This window comes from Brevibacillus sp. SKDU10 (assembly GCF_001645205.1).
Classification (GTDB): domain Bacteria; phylum Bacillota; class Bacilli; order Brevibacillales; family Brevibacillaceae; genus Brevibacillus_B; species Brevibacillus_B halotolerans.
In genome coordinates this window covers 20954-41522 of the sequence record NZ_LSSO01000180.1, presented here as the reverse complement: position 1 = coordinate 41522, position 20569 = coordinate 20954, and the positions used below count along the sequence as shown (strand labels likewise).

The window sequence follows — 20569 nt, the reverse complement described above, 5'->3', positions numbered from 1 at the left end:
GAATCAACTTTTTATACAAATGTTACTAAAGGATTATGTAGGTATATCATATCACTTTTGTTTATACAGGACAAGGCTTCTGTTACCGGTATCTCAGATGCGTATTAGGTGGGAGACAGGGGGTTTATTTTATGAGGGTATCTCTGCCATGATTTCCACCGAAAAAAGCAAGAGAAGCGCCTTAAAGCGCCTCTCTCCTTAAGCATTAACTAGCATTTTTTATGACAGTGGTGATGGTGATGGCGATGGCGGTGTCCGCAGAAACCGTCGCCATACCCATCGCCATACCCGTCATAAGCAGGTGCTTCACATATTGTTTTGTAGAATGGTACACATTTACAAACTTTTCTCCAATGCTTCTTCGTGTAACAATTTCCGAAGCCGCCATAGCCATCGTGATCACGATACCCTCCACAACGACCACAACTATGGGATCTTCTTCTTCTTCTGCAACCACAACCCATAAACTCATCATCCTTTCGTTGTCTGATACGTTACCAAATTATGTACAAATCAATGTTTGTGATTGGTACAGGTGTCTAGTTCAATCAAAATCAGCTAATATACCGGAGACAATCGTCTATTTTTTGGCGTTTTTTGATGTACATGAGCCCATTTGTATGAGGGGATACTAGTGATAACATACGAAGAAGGAGTGACGGAAGCATGGGCGAACATAGCCGGTTTCGTGAAGGAGAAAAATCACCGAAAAATCAGGTCTATATCGAAATTGGAGAAACAGGGTCAGGTGTAGAGGACCCCATGATTATTTCCCTAAAAAAGGGGGAGAAATTCCCTGCTACCCGAAATAAAAATCGTGTGTGGACACAAAAGTAAGCCTATCTTCTTGTATAAAAATGAAAAAGACACAGCCTGATACCGGCATGTGCCTTTTTCATTTTCTTCTTTTTTCACAGACTTAGACCTCGTCGTCCTCGTCCTCTTCCTCATCTTCTTCATCACCGCTTAAATAGATGATGGTTACCCCAAGCTCCTCTAACAAACGAATCACTTCTTTATTTAATGTTTCATCTGCCAATAGCCCCAGGCTTTCCACTAGCTCTAATTCCTCTAGATCTCCTGATTTTGCATCCTCAATAAGCTCAAGAATTTCCGTCATTCGTCTTTCTTTTAGTGTATCTACTATTTCTTGTTGAGTCATTTTTTATCCACCTTTATCTAAACGAATTGTATTCCCGCTCTACATTAGGGGAGTCCATCTATTATAATAAAGAAAAACATGGATTAACAGGAGCGAATCAAATGTATCCTTCTGCTTATGTAGCATTTCTACTGCATTTTCATACTGATCGAGATTATTTTGAATGTCATGAGATTTTAGAGGAATATTGGAAATCACTTCCTCCAGACAAACGCACCTCTACCTGGGTATGTCTCATTCAGGTAGCCGTTGCTCTCTATCATCATCGCCGTGGCAATTTTAATGGCGCAATTAAATTACTGCAAAATGCCTCCTCCTTAGCGATTTCAAATAAGGCTGAGCTACATCATTTAGGCATAGACGTAGATTTGTTTACACAGCTTCTACAAGAACGGCTGCAATCTGTATTAGCGAAGGAACCATATGTCAGCTTGAATCTTCCCTTAGCTGACAAAAGCCTTCTGATGCAGTGTCAAAAGCTAGCTAATCATCGCGGATTAACCTTCGGCAGTATCGATGCCCCTGCTGATGAATATCTTGTACACAAGCATACCCTGCGTGACCGTAACGAGGTTATCATGGAACGCCATCTTAGCCTCACTCAAAAGAAAAGACAGAACGATTCGTGAAAATTACGAAATGAAAATATCCTTCCCCTAGCTGGAGAGTTTTTTACATCTGGCTAGGGGAATTCTTTTTACAGGACATTTCGTAGCACCATGTACATCAAAGCCCAATCAGCAAATAAATGACTGATCCATGTGGGATAAATACTTTGATACCTTCTCCTTAACCATGCCCAAAACACACCAGTCATAAAAACCAGAAACGTAGCAACCAGCCCAGCCTTTATACCGAACAAAGTTACTCCAATGATACAATGATACAGCGAATAAAAAAAACTGCTAAGTAAAACGGCTTTAAATAGCTGCATATTATAAAGTAGGCGTTCGAGCAGAAAGCCCCTCCACAGCATTTCTTCAAAAAGAGAGTTGCCAACGGTCATATATAGGGCAAACCACCACTTCGTTTCTTCGGTTAACCCCCAAGAAAATAGCTTGTTTCTCATCCACTCTGTGGATACCCCTGTCCATAGCAATAGATAAAATCCAAGGCAAATCAGGAGAAACAATACAACACCCGAGATAATGCCCCACCAAATACCTTTTAGCTTTCTTTCCTGATGTCTATGCAAGCCCCATGCTTCTCGCCACTTTAACGCCAGATCTCCCTCCCAATAAGCATGAAAAATAGGGATGATTAGACAGGTTACAAGATGAAAGCCAATAAAGGTAATTAATAAGCTATGCCTTTCAACTAATCCATAAAATATGGTGAGGGTGGCAAAGCAGCTATAGCATATAAGTATCAATAAAGGCTGTCTTCTTCGTTTGTCAGCTTTGTTTGTATGCAAAATACTCACTCCCCCCAGATTTCTACTCTAGTGTGTGATGTTTATTCTCTTTCTATTTGTAATGAATGAAAAATAACTAATGCGCATAGATAAGAAAAAAGCCATAAATAAGATATGCCTATTTATGTAAATATTGGTATAATAATAACGCTGAACATTTTAACTACACATTCAAGGTAAGGGGTGGTCATTATTTTATCACGGAATAAATCTTACTTATGCTTAGTTATAGGTGAGGTTATAGCTGGTACAGGGATGTGGATTGGAATCATCGGAAACCTTAAATTTTTGCAACATTTATTCGATTCGGATTTTTTAAAGGGGTTATTATTGATGGTAGGGCTTTTTGTCAGTCTGTTCTTTTCTCCTAAAGCAGGAGAATGGATTGATCGATTTTCTAAAAAGAACGTGTTGTTTTATGCGACTTTGATACGATGTTTAGCTCCCATTTGTATGCTATTTGCGATTCAGTACGATTCTGTAGGCTGGATGATCGCTTCATCGATCTTTATCCAGTTGGCCGCCACTTTTTATCAACCAGCCGCTCAAGCATCTATTCCGTTAATCGTGCCCTCAGAAGAATTACTTCGTGCCAACGGATTTTATGTAAATGCTTCCACACTTGCAAGAATTGGTGGAACGGCGATCGGTGGAATCCTAATTGGTTTTATGCAGCTCTGGACGCTTTATAGCATTACACTAGCTTGCTATTTTGTTCTTATTCTTTTTATTCTTCCTGTTCATATCCCTGTAATCAACTCATTAAAAACGGCCGGAAGGGTTATTAAAATGCCTTTTCGAGAAGTTTTTTCCCTGCTTAAATCAGATCGAACATTAAGTCTGGGTCTTACAAATGCATTGGTTGTCTCGTATTTTGTAGGTGGTTCCAATCTATTAGTTATCAATTTCAGTGAAATGCTTGCAGTACCAGGGCTGATGGGCTGGATTTATACGACTGAAGGACTCACAGCACTCATTGCAGGCATATTGGTCAAACGCTTTTTTGGAAAAACCAATCTAGTCATGTCATCAACTCTTTTTCTGTTTTTGCTGGCTCTGTCTCAAATCGGGATGGCTCTGTCGCATGGCTTGGTTCCATTGCTTTTATCTTATACGCTATTCGGGTTCTGTTTTGGGACGGTTGTGCCTCTTACTGCCACCCTGTTTCAAAAGCAATTGCCTGCTGAATCACGTGGCCGCTTCTTCTCCTTTAAAACCATGCTGGATCGGGCTTGGTTCCTACTAGCGTTGGCTGGTACAGGATTGTGCCTTGATCTCATGGGCATTCACGCATACCTTTTCATAATGGGCTTTGCTTCCCTTGTTGTCGGTGCTCTGTCCTATTACTATGGAAAGCGGCATGCTCTGGATGTCAGACAGGTTACAGAAGCACCACCTGTTAAAATGGCTTAACCATATCTAATCTTATATTTTGGTGTATTTCCAGATCGTAGGAAGGGGGGGTGTATTTACACCACCTCTTCTTTTTTTGTAGTATAGACATAAGTCAAAAGGTAAATATTTAGGGTGAATCGAGAAGGGAGCCGTACGAAACGATGAATACAATTCTTGGCATCTCCCCTACAGTCGTTAGCATACTGATTGGTCTATTCATGGCGACCACTGTCATTCTTGTTCGGTTGCGTTCAGCAAAAAAACCTATATCTACACGTAAGATCATTATCCCACCCGTAGCTATGTCTACAGGGTTTGCTATGTTTCATTATCCAGGCGTACCAACACCTATCAGCTATGATTTTATCGCTTTCTTTATTGGGTGTTTGTTCTCTATTCCGCTCATTTTGTCTTCCCGCTTTGAACAAGTAGGGAATCATGTCTTTTTGCGTCGTTCCAATGCGTTTATCGTGATTTTGTTTGTTCTGCTAGTAATTCGACTCGGGATTAAAATCTGGGTCGGTGATACATTTACTCCGATGCAGACAGCAGGTTTATTCTTTGTCCTTGCTTACGGCATGATTCTCCCGTGGCGAGTTGCCATGCTCTATATGTATAAAAGACTGATTAAATAACCCATGCTTTCCAATTTAGAAATTACACAAAGCGAGCTATCCAAAGCATAATTCTCCTGCTTGGCAGCTCGCTTTTTTATTTTATTTATTGATGTAATTTCAGGTAAAAAAATGCGTTTTTTATCTTCATTATGCGTGGTTTTTGATCCAGAATGTGGTTTAATAGAGAGATGTACGGCTACTCATCGTTTGGACTTAAAATGAAAATCGACCTCTACGTCCCACTTATCTTTTTGAATCGCAACAGACACAACTGCTTGGCCTTTTCGTCTATGACCTAGAAAAATCGGAAAGTAAGCTTTTGTAAAAATCCACATAAACAGAAAATATCTACAACACGCACGATAAGAAACACTTGCACATTTACTCTTACTCTGACGATTGCGAATTCCAAATCATGTAACCGACTTTTGACAATTTTCGTCAATTATAAGAGGTATATTACTAGAAGACAGGGGATTTATACGTGTTATCTAATTCAATTAAACTAAAAGAAAGAATAGCTTCAAAACAAAATATTTTCCTTTTACTCCTTCTCCAGTTGCGTCCTCATCAATGGACAAAAAATTTGCTTGTGTTTGCTGCCCTCTTATTTTCTTTACATAAAGTCAGTATTCACCTGCTTGGCAAATCACTGATCGCCTTTTTCCTATTTTGCATGGTTTCAGGCTGTGTCTATATCATAAATGATTTTGCTGATATCAAAAACGATCGCAATCATCCCGAAAAACGATATCGTCCTATGGCTTCAGGAGCATTAAATCCCTTTCTGGGACTAGCATTCGGATGTGGGCTGCTGATAGCTTCCTTGTTTTCTGCTTTTCACTTCGATTTGGGGTTTGGCAGTGTTTTATTATTTTATTTTTTGATCAATGTTGCCTATTCCTTTACATTAAAGCATGTGGTTATTCTGGATGTTATGATTATTTCTGCTGGTTTTGTACTCAGAGCAATCGGTGGCAGCCTAATGATCGGCACTCCATTTACTCCGTGGTTTTTGCTGTGTACAATGTTGCTTTCCCTATTCTTAGCGATTAGTAAACGTCGCCATGAGCTCTATTTGCTTCAAGAGGAAAAAGGAAGTCACCGAAAAGTATTGGAAAATTATTCGATAGAGCTATTAAATCAATTAAACACGATTGTAACCTCTGCAACGATTATCAGCTACTCCTTGTTCACCTTCACTTCAGGACGAACCATTCAGCTTATGTGGACAATCCCGTTTGTGATCTTTGGTATTTTCCGCTATCTTTACTTGATTATGATGGGCAACAAAGGAGGAACCCCTGAAAAAGTGCTGGTAGAGGACAAACCGATTCTGATTACGGTTCTACTATATGTGATTGCAGTAGCTAGTATTATCCTTATTTTTGAATAAACGAGATAAAAGGTTGTGTAAACATTTATGCCATCGCAAGTTCTTATCCTTATTTCAGTCATTCTTAGTGCATGCGGGCAGGTCGCTATGAAAATGGGAGCCTCTGGTCTCTCAGGAAAAAGCGATGTGTTTTTGATGAAAATACTGCAATATCTAACCAATATTCCAATTATGGTGGGGCTTGGCCTTTATGGAATTTCTGCGTTTGTTTGGATTGCAGCCATTGAAAAGGTGCAGCTCTCCTATGCTTATCCTATGGCGGCATTGGGCTATGTTCTAGTAGCCCTGTTTTCTATGTGGATTTTTCAGGAGCCCCTCTCAGGTGTCCGCTTGCTTGGTCTAGCTATTATTGTTATTGGCGTCATTGTAATTTCACGTTCTTAGTATCGATTCGGAGGAAATGTTTATGCTATACGCTCTAGCACCATTTATCGGCTGGTTAGTATCCGGTACGATTAAATTTATGATTAATTATTTACGATATGGGAAAGAAGCAAGAAATAAAATCGGAAATGGCGGCTTTCCGAGTACACACACAACCGTAATGGTAACCACGATCAGCTTAATTGGTCTTCACGAAGGCTTTGCCACCCCTATTTTTGGTCTAGGGGTGGCTGTTACCTTTATCATTATTATTGATGCGGCCGGATTGCGAAGAGCTGTCGGCAAGCATGCTACTGCTATTAACTTATTGGTAAAAGAGCATGCTACTGCTGAAGAAAAAGAAATCCTGCGTGAAAGCATGGGACATACAAAATGGGAAATCCTCGGCGGTATTGTTCTAGGTGTGCTAGTAGGACTGCTATTGTATCTGCTGTCACCAATCGTTACAGGACTACTCAGCTTGGGGGGGAACTAGAAAACATATGAAAAGCCGAACACCGAACGTCTCTCTTGTGATAGGAATTGTCTTACTCCTATTCTTAATCGGAATCGTACTTTCTGCATCGATTTTATTTTTACTTGGTGTGTCCATCTCAACAGCTAGCTTCTGGGTGGCTGTATGTGCAAGTGCCGTCTGCCTTCTGGCTATGACATATACATTTTTTACCACACGCAGGGCAACCATGTTTTTGTCTTTATTAATGGGATTGGGATTGGTTTTTGGAATAAGCTGGTATGTTAGTACCGATACATATGATCTATCATGGGACGGGCAAACGTACCATCAAGAAGCGATCATTTTATTAAAGAATGGCTGGAATCCTGTTCATGACCAACCTTTGCTTAACATCACAGATACCCAAAAGATCGATAATCCAAGCGAGGAGAGCCTACGAACTCCCTTTTATCTTTGGATTAATCATTACACAAAAGGCCCGTGGATACTTGATGCCGTCATGTACAAATTGACGGATAACATAGAAGGCAGTAAGATGTTTAACTTTATTCTTTTGTTTGCTTCATTTTTTCTTTGTTTAGCGGCAATGCTTGATGCCTATCCAGAGAAAAAAAGGCGAGCCTTCTTCTTCTCCCTACTCTTGGCCTGCAATCCAGTCGTTATAGCACAGCTTGTCACCTTTTATATTGATGGTCAATTGGCATCGCTTGTACTTATCATTTGTTCCTTGGGCTATCTCTTATTTAAGCGATTTAACGCATGGATTGTCGTAGGGCTATGCTCGGCCATCACCCTGCTAACGGCTATTAAATTTACCGCCCTTGTATACGCCGTTCTTTTATGCTGCGGATTGCTCGTTCTATTTTTCCTGTACGATAAGCATAGACATTGGAAAAAGCTTTTGCTTTCGCTTGTAGCGTGCGGTCTCGTAGCAGTAACAATCGTTGGTTACAATCCTTACGTTACCAATTTCTTAGCGAAGGGACATCCATTTTATCCGTTAGCTGGTGAACATGCTGTCGATATTATGACAGCTAACAGTCCAGCCGACTTCAAGGGAAAAAATCCATTTGAAAAGTTCTTTGTATCTTTATTTGCGAAGTCGGAAAATATTACAAGACCAAATGAAAGCACAATGAAATGGCCGTTTACTATAGCATTTGAGGAATTTCAAGCTTTTGTTGGGGCTGATGCTCGTTTAGCGGGATTTGGGCCTTTGTTTGGAGGAGCTGTGTTAGTAACCTGTGTTGTCTCACTTGCTCTCTTTCTTCACAGTAGACAATTAGCGAAGCCTGTATTTTTACTAAGCGGGATCATTCTCTTGACCGTATTTATCAATCCAGAAAGCTGGTGGGCTCGATATGTTCCGCAATTGTGGTTTGTCCCCATACTCATTGCAATGGTAGGCTTCGAATCCGAAAAACAATTAGCGAAGTACGGAAGTTGGCTTTTAATTTGTACGCTTTCCATAAACTTGATGCTAGTAGGGGCTACTCAAGCTATTGCTCAATCCTTCTTCAATGTTCAAGTAAACATACAGCTTCATGAAATGAAAAAAAGCAAGCTGCCTGTATTAGTTGATTTCCAGCATTTTAATTCAAATCGAATTCGATTAGAAAAAGCAGGGATAGAATTTATTGAAGCAAAGATTGATGATAAAAATGCGAAAAAACTTAGCTCATCACGTGCAAAGTATTTATTGAGATGAGTGGATTTTCCATCACACCGCTCATTTGGGCATAAGCCTGCTTTGTAATCAACCTGAATAGCCCGTTCGTTAGGACGCTTGCTGACCCCACGCTTCAATTGGGGTCAGTTTTTTTATTTAGGTTAAAGTCGTCCTCATCCAGCCACATTTTATTCTTGTTTTAAAGCCTGCTCCTGATAAAATGTGTGCGGCTTTTCCTTCCACTGGGATAAAACTTTTTCTTGTTGGGCATTGATTGTTCCATTATCTTTTGCTTGCTCTAAGAGTGCCGTGTAGTTGGATAACGTGTACAATGGATAGTTCGCTTCTGCAAAGGCACGTTCTGCATCGTTAAATTGGTAGCTAAAAATAGCAACTATTCCTAGTATTTCAGCCCCTTCCAGCTCAACAGCCCTTGCTGCCTTGATGGAGCTACCCCCTGTGGAAATTAAATCTTCAATAACGATCACCTTCTGACCGGCAGCAATACGCCCCTCAATTTGGTTTTGGCGGCCATGACCTTTTGCCTTATCGCGAACATAGATCATTGGCAATCCCAGACGATCAGCAATCCAGGCTGCATGAGGAATTCCTGCCGTCGCTGTTCCAGCAATGACTTCTACTTCAGGAAACCGTTCACGAATGATCTGAACAAAAGCATCTGCTAAAAAGCTACGAACCTCTGGATACGTCATCGTGATACGATTATCGCAATATATAGGTGAAGCAATGCCAGATGTCCAGGTAAATGGTTCGTCAGGACGAAGATGTACAGCTCCAATTTGTAAGAGATGCTGTGCCACTTGTTTTGCAATCGTTGTACTCATCTATTTTCCCTCCCGTATGCTTTTCATCATGTCAGCCCATGCTTTAGCAGGTTCTTCGGTCTGCGTAATGGACCTACCGATTACGATATAATCTGTACCTAACTCAAATGCTTTGACTGGCGTGGTTACGCGAGTTTGGTCTCCAAAGGCGGAACCAACAGTACGAATGCCTGGTGTTACGGTCAAAAAATTTGTTCGAGTGACTTGTTTAATGATTGGTACTTCCAAGGGAGAAGCAACAACACCGTCCAGCCCAGCTTGGCTAGCCAAGGATGCATAATGAGCAACCGTCTCTTCCAATCTACCAGGAATGAGAATCTGCTCATTCATCATCTGCTGACTGCTACTCGTCAGCATGGTTACACCGATCAGTAATGGAGATGCACTGCCGGCAGAAATACCTTGCTCTAAGCCTTCTCGTGCCGCTTCCATCATAGCTAATCCACCAGCTACATGCACATTCACCATATCGGCGCCATGCTTAGCTAAGCTTTTCATTGAGCCTTTAGCTGTATTGGGAATATCATGGATTTTCAAATCAACAAACACTTTCAATCCCTGTTCCTTTAACAGCGATACAATTGCTGATCCTTCTGCATAAAACAGCTCCAAGCCAACTTTCACGTAGCGCACTTGATTTTCTAGGCTAGCAAGACAGTTTACTACCTCGTCTTTTGTTTGAAAATCCAGCGCTAGAATAATCCGTTCATCGATTTTATCTAACGAATGATCTTGTAGTAAGGATAATTCCATGTGTGAACGCTCCTCTCCGTTGTTTTCCCTCATTGTCCACATATAGGAGGGGAGTGCTCCTGATGAACACGCCCCCGGTCTAAGTCAACTCTACTTTTTTACTGTGTTACCAGTACTTTTCCCATCTGTTGCTTGGGCATTGCCTCTGTAGAGAATGTGATTGTCTCTAATACGTGCAGGATGGCGCTCGCTGTGTCTAGAGATGTCAGGCAGACTGCTCCGTTCTCTACGGCCTCACGACGAATGCGGAATCCATCACGCTGTGGTGTTTTACCTTTCGTTAAGGTGTTAAGCACAAGGTTTACTTGACCTGTACGGATTTCATCCAGTAGGTTCGGTGTGCCTTCGGATAGCTTTTGTACACGACGGACAGACAAGCCTGCCTGCTCTAGATAATCAGCAGTTCCATCCGTGGCTAGTAGATGGAAACCAAGCTGTTGGAAACGCTTCGTGATCGACAACGCTTCCTCCTTATCCTTGTCAGCTACCGTTACCAAAAGTGTTCCTTTGGTTGGAATATTCATGCCAGCCGCTAGCAGTCCCTTGTAAAGAGCTTTAGCTAGGGTGGTCTCACGCCCCATTACCTCCCCGGTGGATTTCATTTCAGGGCCTAAAGTGATGTCCACACGGCGTAGTTTTGTGAAGGAGAAGACAGGAACCTTTACAGAAACCATCTTTTCCTCAGGATGATAGCCTGTAGCAAACCCTTGATCGAGAATGCTGTAGCCGAGAATTGCCTTCGTCGCAATGTTCGCCATCGGAATTCCGGTTACCTTAGACAGGAATGGAACGGTACGGGAGCTGCGCGGGTTTACCTCGATGACGTAAGGCTTGCCTTTATAGATGACAAATTGGATATTGAGTAAGCCCTTGATGCAGAGAGCGCGTGCTAGCTTCGTAGTCATGTCGATGATCTCTGCTTTCACTGTCTCTGATAAGGATTGCGGCGGATATACTGCGATAGAGTCGCCTGAGTGAACCCCTGCACGCTCGATGTGCTCCATGATACCTGGAATCAGCACATTCTCTCCATCACAAATCGCATCCACTTCTGCTTCAATCCCTAGCATATAGCGATCAATCAGTACGGGATGCTCTGGATTTACTTTCACTGCTTTTTTCATATAAGAGATTAGCTCTTCTTCGTTATAAACAATTTTCATCGCCCGTCCTCCCAAGACATAGGAAGGGCGAACCAGCACAGGGAAGCCTAATAAGTCAGCAGCGACCACAGCTTCCTCTACAGAGGTCACCGTTTTGCCCGGCGGTTGAGCGATATCCAGCTTTCGCAGCAGGGCCTCAAACTTCTCACGGTTCTCAGCTGCATCAATACTTTCTAAGCTGGTTCCTAGAATTTTGACACCGCGACTAGTAAGCTTATCAGCAAGATTGATCGCTGTTTGTCCTCCAAACTGGACAATGACACCTTCTGGCTGCTCTTGCTCGATGATGTGCATAACATCCTCTATATACAGCGGTTCAAAGTAGAGACGATCAGAGGTATTAAAATCTGTTGATACCGTTTCAGGGTTATTGTTGACAATAATGGCTTCGTACCCAGCCTCCTTCAAAGCCCAGACCGCATGGACTGTTGAGTAGTCAAATTCAATTCCTTGGCCAATGCGGATCGGACCCGCGCCTAGCACGATGACACGTTTTTTCCCTGTATCAATAAATTCGTTTTCTTGCTCGTAGGTCGAGTAATAGTACGGTGTTTGCGCTTCGAATTCGGCAGCGCACGTATCTACCATTTTATATACAGGCTTCATTCCCCATTGCGTACGTAGGTTATAAATCTCTTCTTCCTTTTGTCCTGTACATTCTGCGATTTTTCGATCGGTAAAGCCAAGGCGTTTTGCTTCATGTAAAGCTTCCTGTGTCAATCCAGATTCGGCTAATGTTGTTTCATAAGCGACAATATTCCAGAATTTTTGTAGGAAGAAGAGGTCGATCTTCGTTAATTGATGAATCCGAGAGATGTGATAGCCACGTCGCATTGCTTCTGCTAGTAAGAACAGGCGTTCATCATCTGCGATTACCAAACGTTGCTCCAATTCCTCATCAGTAAGCTCTCTCGCCTCTGGCAGTTCTAAATGGTAGCTTCCAATCTCTAAGGAGCGGATCGCTTTCATCATGGATTCTTCAAAGCTACGTCCAATTGCCATTACCTCGCCCGTTGCTTTCATTTGTGTACCAAGACGGCGATTTGCGGATTGAAATTTATCGAAAGGCCAGCGAGGAATTTTGCTAACCACATAGTCTAAGGTTGGTTCAAAACAAGCGTAGGTTTGACCAGTCACCGGATTCTTCAGCTCATCTAATGTATAGCCAATAGCGATTTTTGCCGCCATCTTAGCAATCGGATACCCTGTGGCCTTGGACGCTAAGGCTGAGGAACGGCTGACGCGAGGATTTACCTCGATGACATAATATTGGAAGCTAACGGGATCAAGCGCGTACTGAACATTGCATCCACCTTCAATTTTTAAAGCGCGGATGATATTTAATGCAGAGGAACGCAGCATTTGATATTCACGATCAGATAGCGTCTGACTCGGAGCGACAACGACTGAGTCACCTGTGTGTACACCAACTGGGTCAATATTTTCCATGTTGCAGACCACGATACAGTTGTCGTTAGCATCACGCATTACTTCATACTCTACTTCTTTCATTCCTGCAATACTTCTTTCCACTAAGCATTGCGTAATCGGGGAATATTTTAGTCCGCTTGTGACAATTTCAATTAATGAGGCTTGGTCCTCACAGATACCCCCACCGGTTCCGCCGAGCGTGTAAGCCGGGCGAACAATGATTGGATAGCCAATCTCATTAGCGAAATCAAGCGCCTCTTCTACCGAGCTTACAATTGCAGAATCTGGTACTGGTTCGTTTAACTCCTGCATGAGAGAGCGGAACAAATCGCGATCCTCTGCTTGTTTAATCGAGCTCAGATTTGTTCCGAGCAGCTTAACATTCTCTTCTTCCAATACACCCATATCTGCTAAAGCTACTGCCATATTCAATCCTGTTTGTCCACCCAAGGTTGGTAGCAATCCATCTGGTTTTTCCTGACGAATGACTCGGGCTACGAACTCAGGAGTAATTGGTTCAATGTATACTTTGTCAGCCATATTCGTATCTGTCATGATCGTAGCTGGGTTGGAGTTGATTAGAACCACCTCCATCCCCTCTTCTTTTAATGCTTCGCAAGCCTGCGTTCCTGCATAGTCAAACTCTGCCGCCTGTCCAATCACGATAGGACCAGAGCCAATCACCAGAATTTTTTTCAGATTATCTATTTTTGGCATACCATTTCTCCTCCTTGGATTGTTTCATCATGTCTAGGAATTGGTCGAATAAATAGCCTGAATCATACGGTCCAGGTGCTGCTTCTGGATGGTATTGAACAGAGAATGCTTGCTTTTTCGCATTGCGTAATCCTTCAATCGTCCCGTCATTTAGAGCAAGATGGGTCACTTCTAATTCTGTCTCAATGATGGAAGCTTCGTTTACAGCATAGCCGTGGTTTTGGGACGTGATATATGTACGTCCAGTTAGCAATTCTTTTACGGGATGATTCCCGCCACGGTGACCAAACTTCAATTTCTCCGTATCAGCTCCGCTTGCCAGAGCAAACAACTGGTGACCTAAACATATTCCGAATAATGGGTATTCTCCGAGAATTTCTTTCACCATCTGGATAGCTTGCGGTACATCCTTAGGGTCACCTGGGCCGTTAGACAGCAAGATGCCATCTGGTTGTAGTCGGCGAATTTCATCTGCGGTGATGTTATGCGGAACCACTACAATGTCGCATCCCCGCTTGGATAATTCCCGCATAATGCCATGCTTGCAGCCAAAGTCTACTAAGACGACGCGATCACCGTTACCTGGACTGGAGTAAATACTTTTTGTTGATACCTGAGCAACCTGATTGGTCATGACATCCGTACTTTTCAACTGAGCAAGCAATTCCTCGGCTGGACGCTCACTGGTTGTAATCAATCCTCTCAGGGTTCCAAAATGACGTATTTTACGTGTTAACATTCTTGTATCTACGCCGGAAATGCCCGGAATCTCATATGCCTGTAAGAGCTCGTGCAGGGTTTGTGTCGAGCGCCAATTGCTTGGCATATCGCAATGCTCTCGTACAACAAAGCCATGGATAAACGGACGAACCGCCTCGAAATCATCGCGATTAATCCCGTAGTTACCAATCAAGGGATACGTCATGACGACGATCTGTCCACAATAAGAGGGATCGGATAATACCTCTTGATAGCCTGTTAATCCTGTGTTAAATACCACCTCACCAATGCTTTCATTGGTGGACCCCATCGCTTTTCCTACACAAATCGTTCCGTCTTCTAATATCAAACGCGCTTTCATGCCGTTATCCCCCTTATCCCTAATTGTTGTATACAATTTTTCCATCTACCATAGTGAGTACAGTCCATCCCTTACATACCCAACCCGCAAATGGTGTATTTTTTCCTTTACTTTTAAAATGATCGGGATTAATGCTTTTCTCAGTCGTAAGATCAAATACTGCCAAGTCAGCAATTGCTCCTACTTCTAATTTTCCATAGGGTAGCCCAAACAGTTCCGCTGGTTTTGTAGCCATTTTGTCTACCAGCTCGGCAAGGGTGAGTACTCCTTTTTCTACAAGATGCGTATAAAGGAGTGGGAATGCCGTTTCTAGTCCGACTATTCCAAATGGAGCCCGCTTTAATCCCTTTGCTTTTTCTTCCGAGGTATGCGGTGCATGATCGGTAGCAATGATATCAATGCTTCCTTCCTTTAATCCGGCGATTAATGCATCACGATCCTCACGAGAGCGAAGCGGTGGATTCATTTTCCAATTAGGATCTAGGCTGTCTGGGATATCCTCGTCACATAACAATAGGTGATGCGGAGTTACCTCCGTGGTAACGTTGATACCTGCACGTTTCCCGTCGCGTACAAGTCGCACGGATTCTTTTGCGCTGATATGGCATACATGATAATGAACCCCCGTTGCTTCTGCTAGTAGAATATCTCGGCCGACATGCACAGCTTCTGAAGCAGACGGGATGCCTGGCAGCCCATGCTTAGCTGCTGTCACTCCATCATGCAATGCCGCACCGGGAGGCAACAAGTCGTTATCTTCACAGTGGGCAACTACAGTCATTCCTAACGCTTTCGCCTTTTGCATTGCTTCTACCATCATTTTCGTGGATTGCACTCCTACCCCATCATCAGTTAGTGCAAAGGCTCCAGATTGCTGTAGAGCCGCAAAGTCTGTGTGCTCCACCCCAAGCTGACGAACGGTAATAGCAGTGTAGGGTAAAACCCGTGCCAGGTTAGCTTGTTTTGCTTTATGAAGAACGAATTCTACTGTTTCTACACGATCGATCACTGGGCGTGTATTCGGCATGCAGGCTACCGTAGTGTAACCGCCTGCCACTGCCGCATGAGCGCCTGTTTCGATGGTTTCTTTCGCTTCAAATCCTGGTTCGCGGAAATGCACATGTACATCTACTAGACCTGGGGCTACGAAGTGTCCGTTCAAATCCACCACTTCATGATCTGCTTCCGCCTCAATGTTGCTCTCGATCTTAGCAATGCGATTTTCTACGATTAACAGATCCTTGATCGAAAGTTCACCTTGTTCGTTTAGCAGTTTGCCATTTTTAAGGATGATTCCCATGTGCTTATTCCTCCTGTCATCAATTTCGCGATTACAGCCATTCGAACAGCTACTCCATTTGTAACTTGCGGGAAGATAACTGATTGCTCGCCCTCCACCAGTTGTCCATCAATCTCCACCCCTCTGTTAAAAGGAGCCGGATGCATAATGATGGCATTTGGTTTCATCATGGCTGCGCGTTCTCTAGTTAATCCATAAGCCTGATGATACGTTTCTTTAGAAGAAAAGAGATGGCCGGTATGACGTTCTAGCTGCACTCGCAGCATCATCACCACATCCGCCGTTGCTATTGCTTCCTCCATCCCTACCACTCGTACATCTTCTGGCAAGGCTGTCTGATCCCGCATCAACTGATCTGGTCCTGTAATCATAAGTTTGGCCCCGAGCTTCGGCAATGCATCTAAATGCGAGCCGAGCACTCTGCTATGGCGCAAATCGCCAATTATAGCTACCTGTAACCCTTGAATGCCCCCATGATGCTGCTTCATTGTAAGCAAATCCAGCAAGCATTGCGTTGGATGCTCCATCGTGCCTTCCCCTGCATTTACAAGGTGCAGGTTTAAATTTGGTTCGTTCGCAAGCTCATGAAATAATCCATTTTGTCCGGTGCGAATAACGGCCGTTTCTACTCCCATTGATTCAAGCGTTCGCAAAGTATCATAAATCGTCTCACCTTTGGTAGTAGAAGAGCTGCTATCGCTAAAATTCAGTACATGAGCTCCCAAACGTTTTTCCGCTACTTCAAAGGAAAAGCGGGTACGTGTACTTGCTTCGAAAAATAAGTTTGCTACAAATCGTCCCTGTAAGAGGTCAATCTGTTCATTTGGCCTTGCTGCAAAATATTCGGCCTCTCGCAAGATTGCTTCGATCTCATCTTTACCAAGGTGTTTGATTCCCAGCAGATTCTTCATTATCCCCACTCCTTTGCCCGCATGGTTTGTCATAATGCTTATGCTGCTGACTCTACCTGATCCTTGTGCGCCTCGCCCATCGCAGATTCCTTTCCAGGCAAGATCGCATGTAGAAAAATTCCTATGAAGGTTGAGAATGCTACATTATCAATCGTTAGGTTCGTTAAGAAGCTTTGCCAGAAGGTAACTCCCTCGAAGCTAATTTTGTACCCGCCGATTCCCGTTACAAGTATGGAAGCAGCGATAATCATGTTGCGTTTATTCGCAAAATCGACTTTATTTTCAACATACATCCTAAAGCCTTGGGATGCGATAATCCCGAACAGTACGATGGAGACGCCACCTAGTACCGGCGTTGGGATGGTCATGAGAAACGCGCTGATTTTTCCACAGAAGGAGAATAAGATCGCGAATACTGCGGCTAGGGCAATAACTGCTCGACTATAAACTCTTGTGATTGCTAGAACACCCATGTTCTCACCATAAGTCGTACTAGGTGGTCCACCGATAAAGGCGGCAACCGCAGTAGCTACACCATCACCTAGCAAGCTTCGATGCAAGCCAGGCTCCTTCATTAAGTCACGATTCATAATTTTACTTGTTACCAATAAATGGCCTAGATGTTCGGTTAAGGAGACAAACGCGATCGGTGCAATAATCAGAGCTGATAACCATGCTCCTTTATCCGTCATGGCAGTTGTCAGCAGGCCAACATGCAAGTGTTGCGAAAACATTTCTGGCAGGCTGATAAAAAGTGGAGCCTTTGTAATGGAAGCCCAGTCAATCAAATCCGCATGTCGCAGAGCTGTATAGCCGTACCCGCCAATGATTCCAAGCAGGATCGGAATCAGTGACAAGAAGCCGCGCAGCATAACCGCAGCGATAATGGTTACCAGCAATGTAACTAAGGAGATTTCAATTGAAGTAAGCGAGATTACTGATTTTCCTTCTACCGTTACTTTAGTAGCCATATCTACAGCTACACCTGCTAAGCTCAAACCGATAACCACGATGATGGAAGCTATCACAACGGGTGGGAGTAAGCGATCCAGCCAGCCTACCCCGAATTTTCGTACCATGGCTGCTACTAGGACATAAACCAGTCCCGATAGGAAGCAGCCCAGTAAGGCAACTCCTTGCCCGTATGTTGCTGTCACGGTAATGATGGGGCCGATGAAAGCGAAGGAAGAACCTAGATAGTTAGGAATTTTTCCCTTCGTAATCAGCATGAAAATCAGGGTGCCTAATCCACTGGCAATCAGTGCGGCAGATATATCTAAACCTGTTAAGATTGGAACTAGTACTGTGGAGCCAAACATGGCGAATAAGTGTTGAATACTAAGTGGTAATAAACGAGTCAAAGCTGGTGTTTCATGTACGTCTACAAAATCTTGTTTGCTCATTTTCTCCCCTGCTTTCTTAATTTTTTGCACAAAAAAACCTCTTCGTGAGTACACAAAGAGGCAGGTCCAAGCACAGAGGTACGCATACCTCCAGCGTTAGATCGAGTCCCCTTGCTAACCTCACGGGATTAGCCTTAAAGAGGCGATATATAGTTGTCGATTCATTCTTCTTTTTGCATCAGTGAAACCTTATCCGTTCCATCTACTTCCTGCAATTGTACAGCAATAATTTCAGAACGGGACGTTGGGAGGTTTTTACCCACATAATCAGGTCGAATAGGTAACTCGCGATGGCCACGATCCACTAATACAGCGAGCTGGATCATCTTCGAGCGTCCCTGATCCACTAAGGCATCCAGAGCAGCTCGGACCGTACGTCCTGTATACAGCACATCATCCACCAAGATGACCTTTTTCCCTGTAATCTCAGGCAGTTTTGCTCCATGAACAACAGCGTCTGAAGACCTGTGTGTCAAATCGTCTCGGTATAAAGTAATGTCTAATTCACCAAAGGGAAGCTTCACATTCTCAATTTGCTCGATTCGTTTGGCTAAGCGTTCTGCCAAATAAATTCCGCGAGTTTTAATGCCGATGATCACACAGTCCTCTACGCCTTTGTTGCGTTCAATAATTTCATGAGCAATGCGAGTTAAGGCCCGTCTAATCGCTGCTTCATCCATCATAATGCTTTTTTCGTTCATTGGAGTTGCTCCTTTCAGCAGAAGTAGATGACCTTTACAAGACTCGGGAGACTACTATCTGCTAGCTTGTGTTGTTCCTGGTGGTCTGACACAAAAAAAGCTTCTTGTCTCACTGACAAGAAGCTTCGTGCGCACATAAAGAAGGGCATAACCATCCCAACTATATCTGCGTTATTCACCGTCGCCCTTGCCAGCCTCACGGGACTGGATTTAAAGGTTACCTTTTGTTACGAATGATTATGTCATACCTTTTTATATCTGTCAACACGTTTAACTTTTTTGCTCACGTATGAACTGAATTTCTGCTTGCAGTTCCTGTGGGAGCTCAGCCTCGAATTCCATGTATTCACCTGTACTCGGATGAATGAATCCTAGTGTCTTCGCATGTAAGGCTTGCCCATTAATATCCAGTGTTTTTCGTGGGCCATATTTGGGATCACCTGCTAGCGGGTAGCCAATATATTTCATGTGAACACGAATCTGATGGGTGCGTCCTGTCTCAAGCTTTAATTCCACAAGGGTAAAATCCTTCATCCGCTCTAATACGACAAAGTGAGTGACAGCAGGCTTACTATTGCCAAAGACAACCGCCATCTGTTGACGATTTTTGGGATCGCGTCCGATTGGGGCATCAATTGTCCCCATCTCATGTGGAATTTCTCCGTGAACCAAAGCCACATATTTACGATTAACGGTATGTTCCTTTAATTGAGCAGCTAGACTCGCATGAGCCTTATCGTTTTTGGCAATCATTAATAAACCAGACGTGTCTTTATCAATACGATGAACGATACCTGGGCGCATCACACCATTGATACCTGATAAATCCTTACAATGATACATGAGACCGTTGACTAATGTTCCTGTATAATGGCCTAACGCTGGATGCACGACTAGGCCACGTGGCTTGTTTACAACCACGACATCGGAATCTTCATAGACGATGTCTAAATCCATCGCTTGCGCTTCGATCTTCAACTCTTTTGGAGGTGGCACACGCAAGCTGATCTCGTCATCCATTGCTACCTTGTAATTATTTTTAATCGGAGCATCATTGACCGTAACTCGTCCTTCTTTTACCCATGCTTGCACTTGAGAACGAGACCATTCTCCTTCTTGCATAGTCAAAAATTTATCAATGCGTTCTCCTGCTTCTTCTTTTTCCACTGTCCAATCATAACGTTCGAAAGTTTGCTCTGTCATCTATAAGCTCCTAAATATATTCATTCTAATGGTAGTATGCTCTTACTTGCTGGAAGAATGTGATGGCTTGCGAGATTCCATAAAAATATCAATCAGCATCACGGCTACACCAAACGTAATAGCCATATCGGCTACATTAAAGATTGGGAAGTTGATAATAACAGCGTGTAAAAAGTCCACTACCTGTCCCGTTGAAACTCGATCAATAAAGTTACCGATGGCTCCGCCTAATACAAGCGATAAGGCAAAGGACATACGCGGATTGCTTTTTCCTTGTTTGTAAAGAGTATAGATAATCCCAATTACAACTAAAGTAGTAATAATAATAAAGAACACGCGACGGTTCTGGAGCATGCCAAACGCAGCACCCATATTACGGTGAGAAGTAAGGTGGAACACATTTTCAATCAAAGGAATGGACTCCCCGTATTCCATATACTTCACCACGAGATGCTTGGTCCATTGATCCAAGGCAATAACCGCGAGCGCAATTATGTAGTATAAATACATAACAGCCTCCTTACAGAAATGGCGTAGAGTAACACCGCAAATTGTACCACAGGCAAA

Annotated in this window: 21 protein-coding genes; 8 read left to right on the top strand and 13 right to left on the bottom strand. The window is 43.2% G+C overall.

Annotated elements, in window-relative coordinates:
- Positions 1-205 precede the first annotated feature (205 nt).
- Positions 206-457, bottom strand: coding sequence for a hypothetical protein (locus AYJ08_RS16800; RefSeq protein WP_197490740.1), 252 nt, complete (start codon positions 455-457; stop codon positions 206-208).
- 209 nt (positions 458-666) lie between these two features.
- Here AYJ08_RS16800 and AYJ08_RS22650 point away from each other — a divergent pair, with 209 nt between their 5' ends.
- Positions 667-837 (top strand): YjzC family protein, encoded by a 171-nt coding sequence (locus AYJ08_RS22650; protein WP_064505009.1) that lies wholly within the window; start codon positions 667-669, stop codon positions 835-837.
- A gap of 82 nt (positions 838-919) precedes the next feature.
- On the opposite strand, the gene AYJ08_RS16795 is transcribed toward AYJ08_RS22650, so the two are convergent.
- Positions 920-1162: a hypothetical protein gene (locus AYJ08_RS16795; RefSeq protein WP_064018683.1), complete on the bottom strand. Its 243-nt coding sequence runs from the start codon at positions 1160-1162 to the stop codon at positions 920-922.
- Positions 1163-1263: 101 nt separating this feature from the next.
- On the opposite strand from AYJ08_RS16795, the gene AYJ08_RS16790 reads away from it, so the two are divergent.
- A complete protein-coding gene (locus AYJ08_RS16790) occupies positions 1264-1791 on the top strand; it encodes a DUF309 domain-containing protein (RefSeq protein WP_064018682.1) in 528 nt (175 codons plus the stop codon).
- A 68-nt stretch (positions 1792-1859) separates the two neighbouring features.
- Here the strand turns inward: AYJ08_RS16790 and AYJ08_RS16785 are convergent, their stop codons facing one another.
- Positions 1860-2585 (bottom strand): CPBP family intramembrane glutamic endopeptidase, encoded by a 726-nt coding sequence (locus AYJ08_RS16785; RefSeq protein WP_231929135.1) that lies wholly within the window; start codon positions 2583-2585, stop codon positions 1860-1862.
- 174 nt (positions 2586-2759) lie between these two features.
- On the opposite strand from AYJ08_RS16785, the gene AYJ08_RS16780 reads away from it, so the two are divergent.
- From AYJ08_RS16780 to AYJ08_RS16755, 6 genes are all read left to right on the top strand, one after another.
- Positions 2760-3989, top strand: coding sequence for an MFS transporter (locus tag AYJ08_RS16780; RefSeq protein WP_255365470.1), 1230 nt, complete (start codon positions 2760-2762; stop codon positions 3987-3989).
- 143 nt (positions 3990-4132) lie between these two features.
- Positions 4133-4606 (top strand): CcdC family protein, encoded by a 474-nt coding sequence (locus tag AYJ08_RS16775; RefSeq protein WP_022584328.1) that lies wholly within the window; start codon positions 4133-4135, stop codon positions 4604-4606.
- A 466-nt stretch (positions 4607-5072) separates the two neighbouring features.
- A complete protein-coding gene (locus AYJ08_RS16770; RefSeq protein WP_031413532.1) occupies positions 5073-5984 on the top strand; it encodes a decaprenyl-phosphate phosphoribosyltransferase in 912 nt (303 codons plus the stop codon).
- Between the two features lie 27 nt (positions 5985-6011).
- Complete coding sequence (locus AYJ08_RS16765; protein ID WP_064018681.1) at positions 6012-6368, top strand: EamA family transporter; 357 nt, start codon at positions 6012-6014, stop codon at positions 6366-6368.
- A 22-nt stretch (positions 6369-6390) separates the two neighbouring features.
- The gene (locus tag AYJ08_RS16760; RefSeq protein WP_064018680.1) at positions 6391-6843 is read left to right on the top strand and encodes a divergent PAP2 family protein; all 453 of its coding nucleotides are present in this window, start codon (positions 6391-6393) and stop codon (positions 6841-6843) included.
- A gap of 7 nt (positions 6844-6850) precedes the next feature.
- Positions 6851-8533: a hypothetical protein gene (locus AYJ08_RS16755; RefSeq protein WP_064018679.1), complete on the top strand. Its 1683-nt coding sequence runs from the start codon at positions 6851-6853 to the stop codon at positions 8531-8533.
- Positions 8534-8682: 149 nt separating this feature from the next.
- Here the strand turns inward: AYJ08_RS16755 and pyrE are convergent, their stop codons facing one another.
- From pyrE to lspA, 10 genes are all read right to left on the bottom strand, one after another.
- Positions 8683-9339: an orotate phosphoribosyltransferase gene (gene pyrE, locus AYJ08_RS16750; protein ID WP_064018678.1), complete on the bottom strand. Its 657-nt coding sequence runs from the start codon at positions 9337-9339 to the stop codon at positions 8683-8685.
- A complete protein-coding gene (gene pyrF / locus AYJ08_RS16745) occupies positions 9340-10053 on the bottom strand; it encodes an orotidine-5'-phosphate decarboxylase (RefSeq protein WP_197490736.1) in 714 nt (237 codons plus the stop codon). It abuts the gene before it with no gap.
- A gap of 137 nt (positions 10054-10190) precedes the next feature.
- Positions 10191-13403 carry a carbamoyl-phosphate synthase large subunit gene (carB, locus tag AYJ08_RS16740; RefSeq protein WP_064018676.1) on the bottom strand — a complete coding sequence of 1071 codons (3213 nt, stop codon included), beginning with the start codon at positions 13401-13403 and terminating at the stop codon, positions 10191-10193.
- Positions 13387-14484, bottom strand: a complete 1098-nt coding sequence (locus tag AYJ08_RS16735) for a carbamoyl phosphate synthase small subunit (protein WP_064018675.1) — start codon at positions 14482-14484, stop codon at positions 13387-13389. Before AYJ08_RS16735 ends, carB begins: the two co-directional genes overlap by 17 nt.
- Positions 14485-14503: 19 nt before the next feature.
- A complete protein-coding gene (locus AYJ08_RS16730; RefSeq protein ID WP_064018674.1) occupies positions 14504-15784 on the bottom strand; it encodes a dihydroorotase in 1281 nt (426 codons plus the stop codon).
- Positions 15751-16695 carry an aspartate carbamoyltransferase catalytic subunit gene (locus tag AYJ08_RS16725; protein WP_064018673.1) on the bottom strand — a complete coding sequence of 315 codons (945 nt, stop codon included), beginning with the start codon at positions 16693-16695 and terminating at the stop codon, positions 15751-15753. The genes AYJ08_RS16730 and AYJ08_RS16725 overlap by 34 nt, the downstream gene beginning before the upstream one ends.
- Before the next feature lie 38 nt (positions 16696-16733).
- Positions 16734-18098 (bottom strand): solute carrier family 23 protein, encoded by a 1365-nt coding sequence (locus tag AYJ08_RS16720; RefSeq protein WP_064018744.1) that lies wholly within the window; start codon positions 18096-18098, stop codon positions 16734-16736.
- 161 nt (positions 18099-18259) lie between these two features.
- A complete protein-coding gene (gene pyrR, locus AYJ08_RS16715; RefSeq protein ID WP_031413519.1) occupies positions 18260-18799 on the bottom strand; it encodes a bifunctional pyr operon transcriptional regulator/uracil phosphoribosyltransferase PyrR in 540 nt (179 codons plus the stop codon).
- A 270-nt stretch (positions 18800-19069) separates the two neighbouring features.
- Entirely contained in the window at positions 19070-20002 is a 933-nt protein-coding gene (locus AYJ08_RS16710; RefSeq protein WP_022584320.1) for an RluA family pseudouridine synthase, read from the bottom strand.
- A gap of 42 nt (positions 20003-20044) precedes the next feature.
- The gene (gene lspA / locus AYJ08_RS16705; RefSeq protein WP_031413516.1) at positions 20045-20512 is read right to left on the bottom strand and encodes a signal peptidase II; all 468 of its coding nucleotides are present in this window, start codon (positions 20510-20512) and stop codon (positions 20045-20047) included.
- Positions 20513-20569 lie beyond the last annotated feature (57 nt).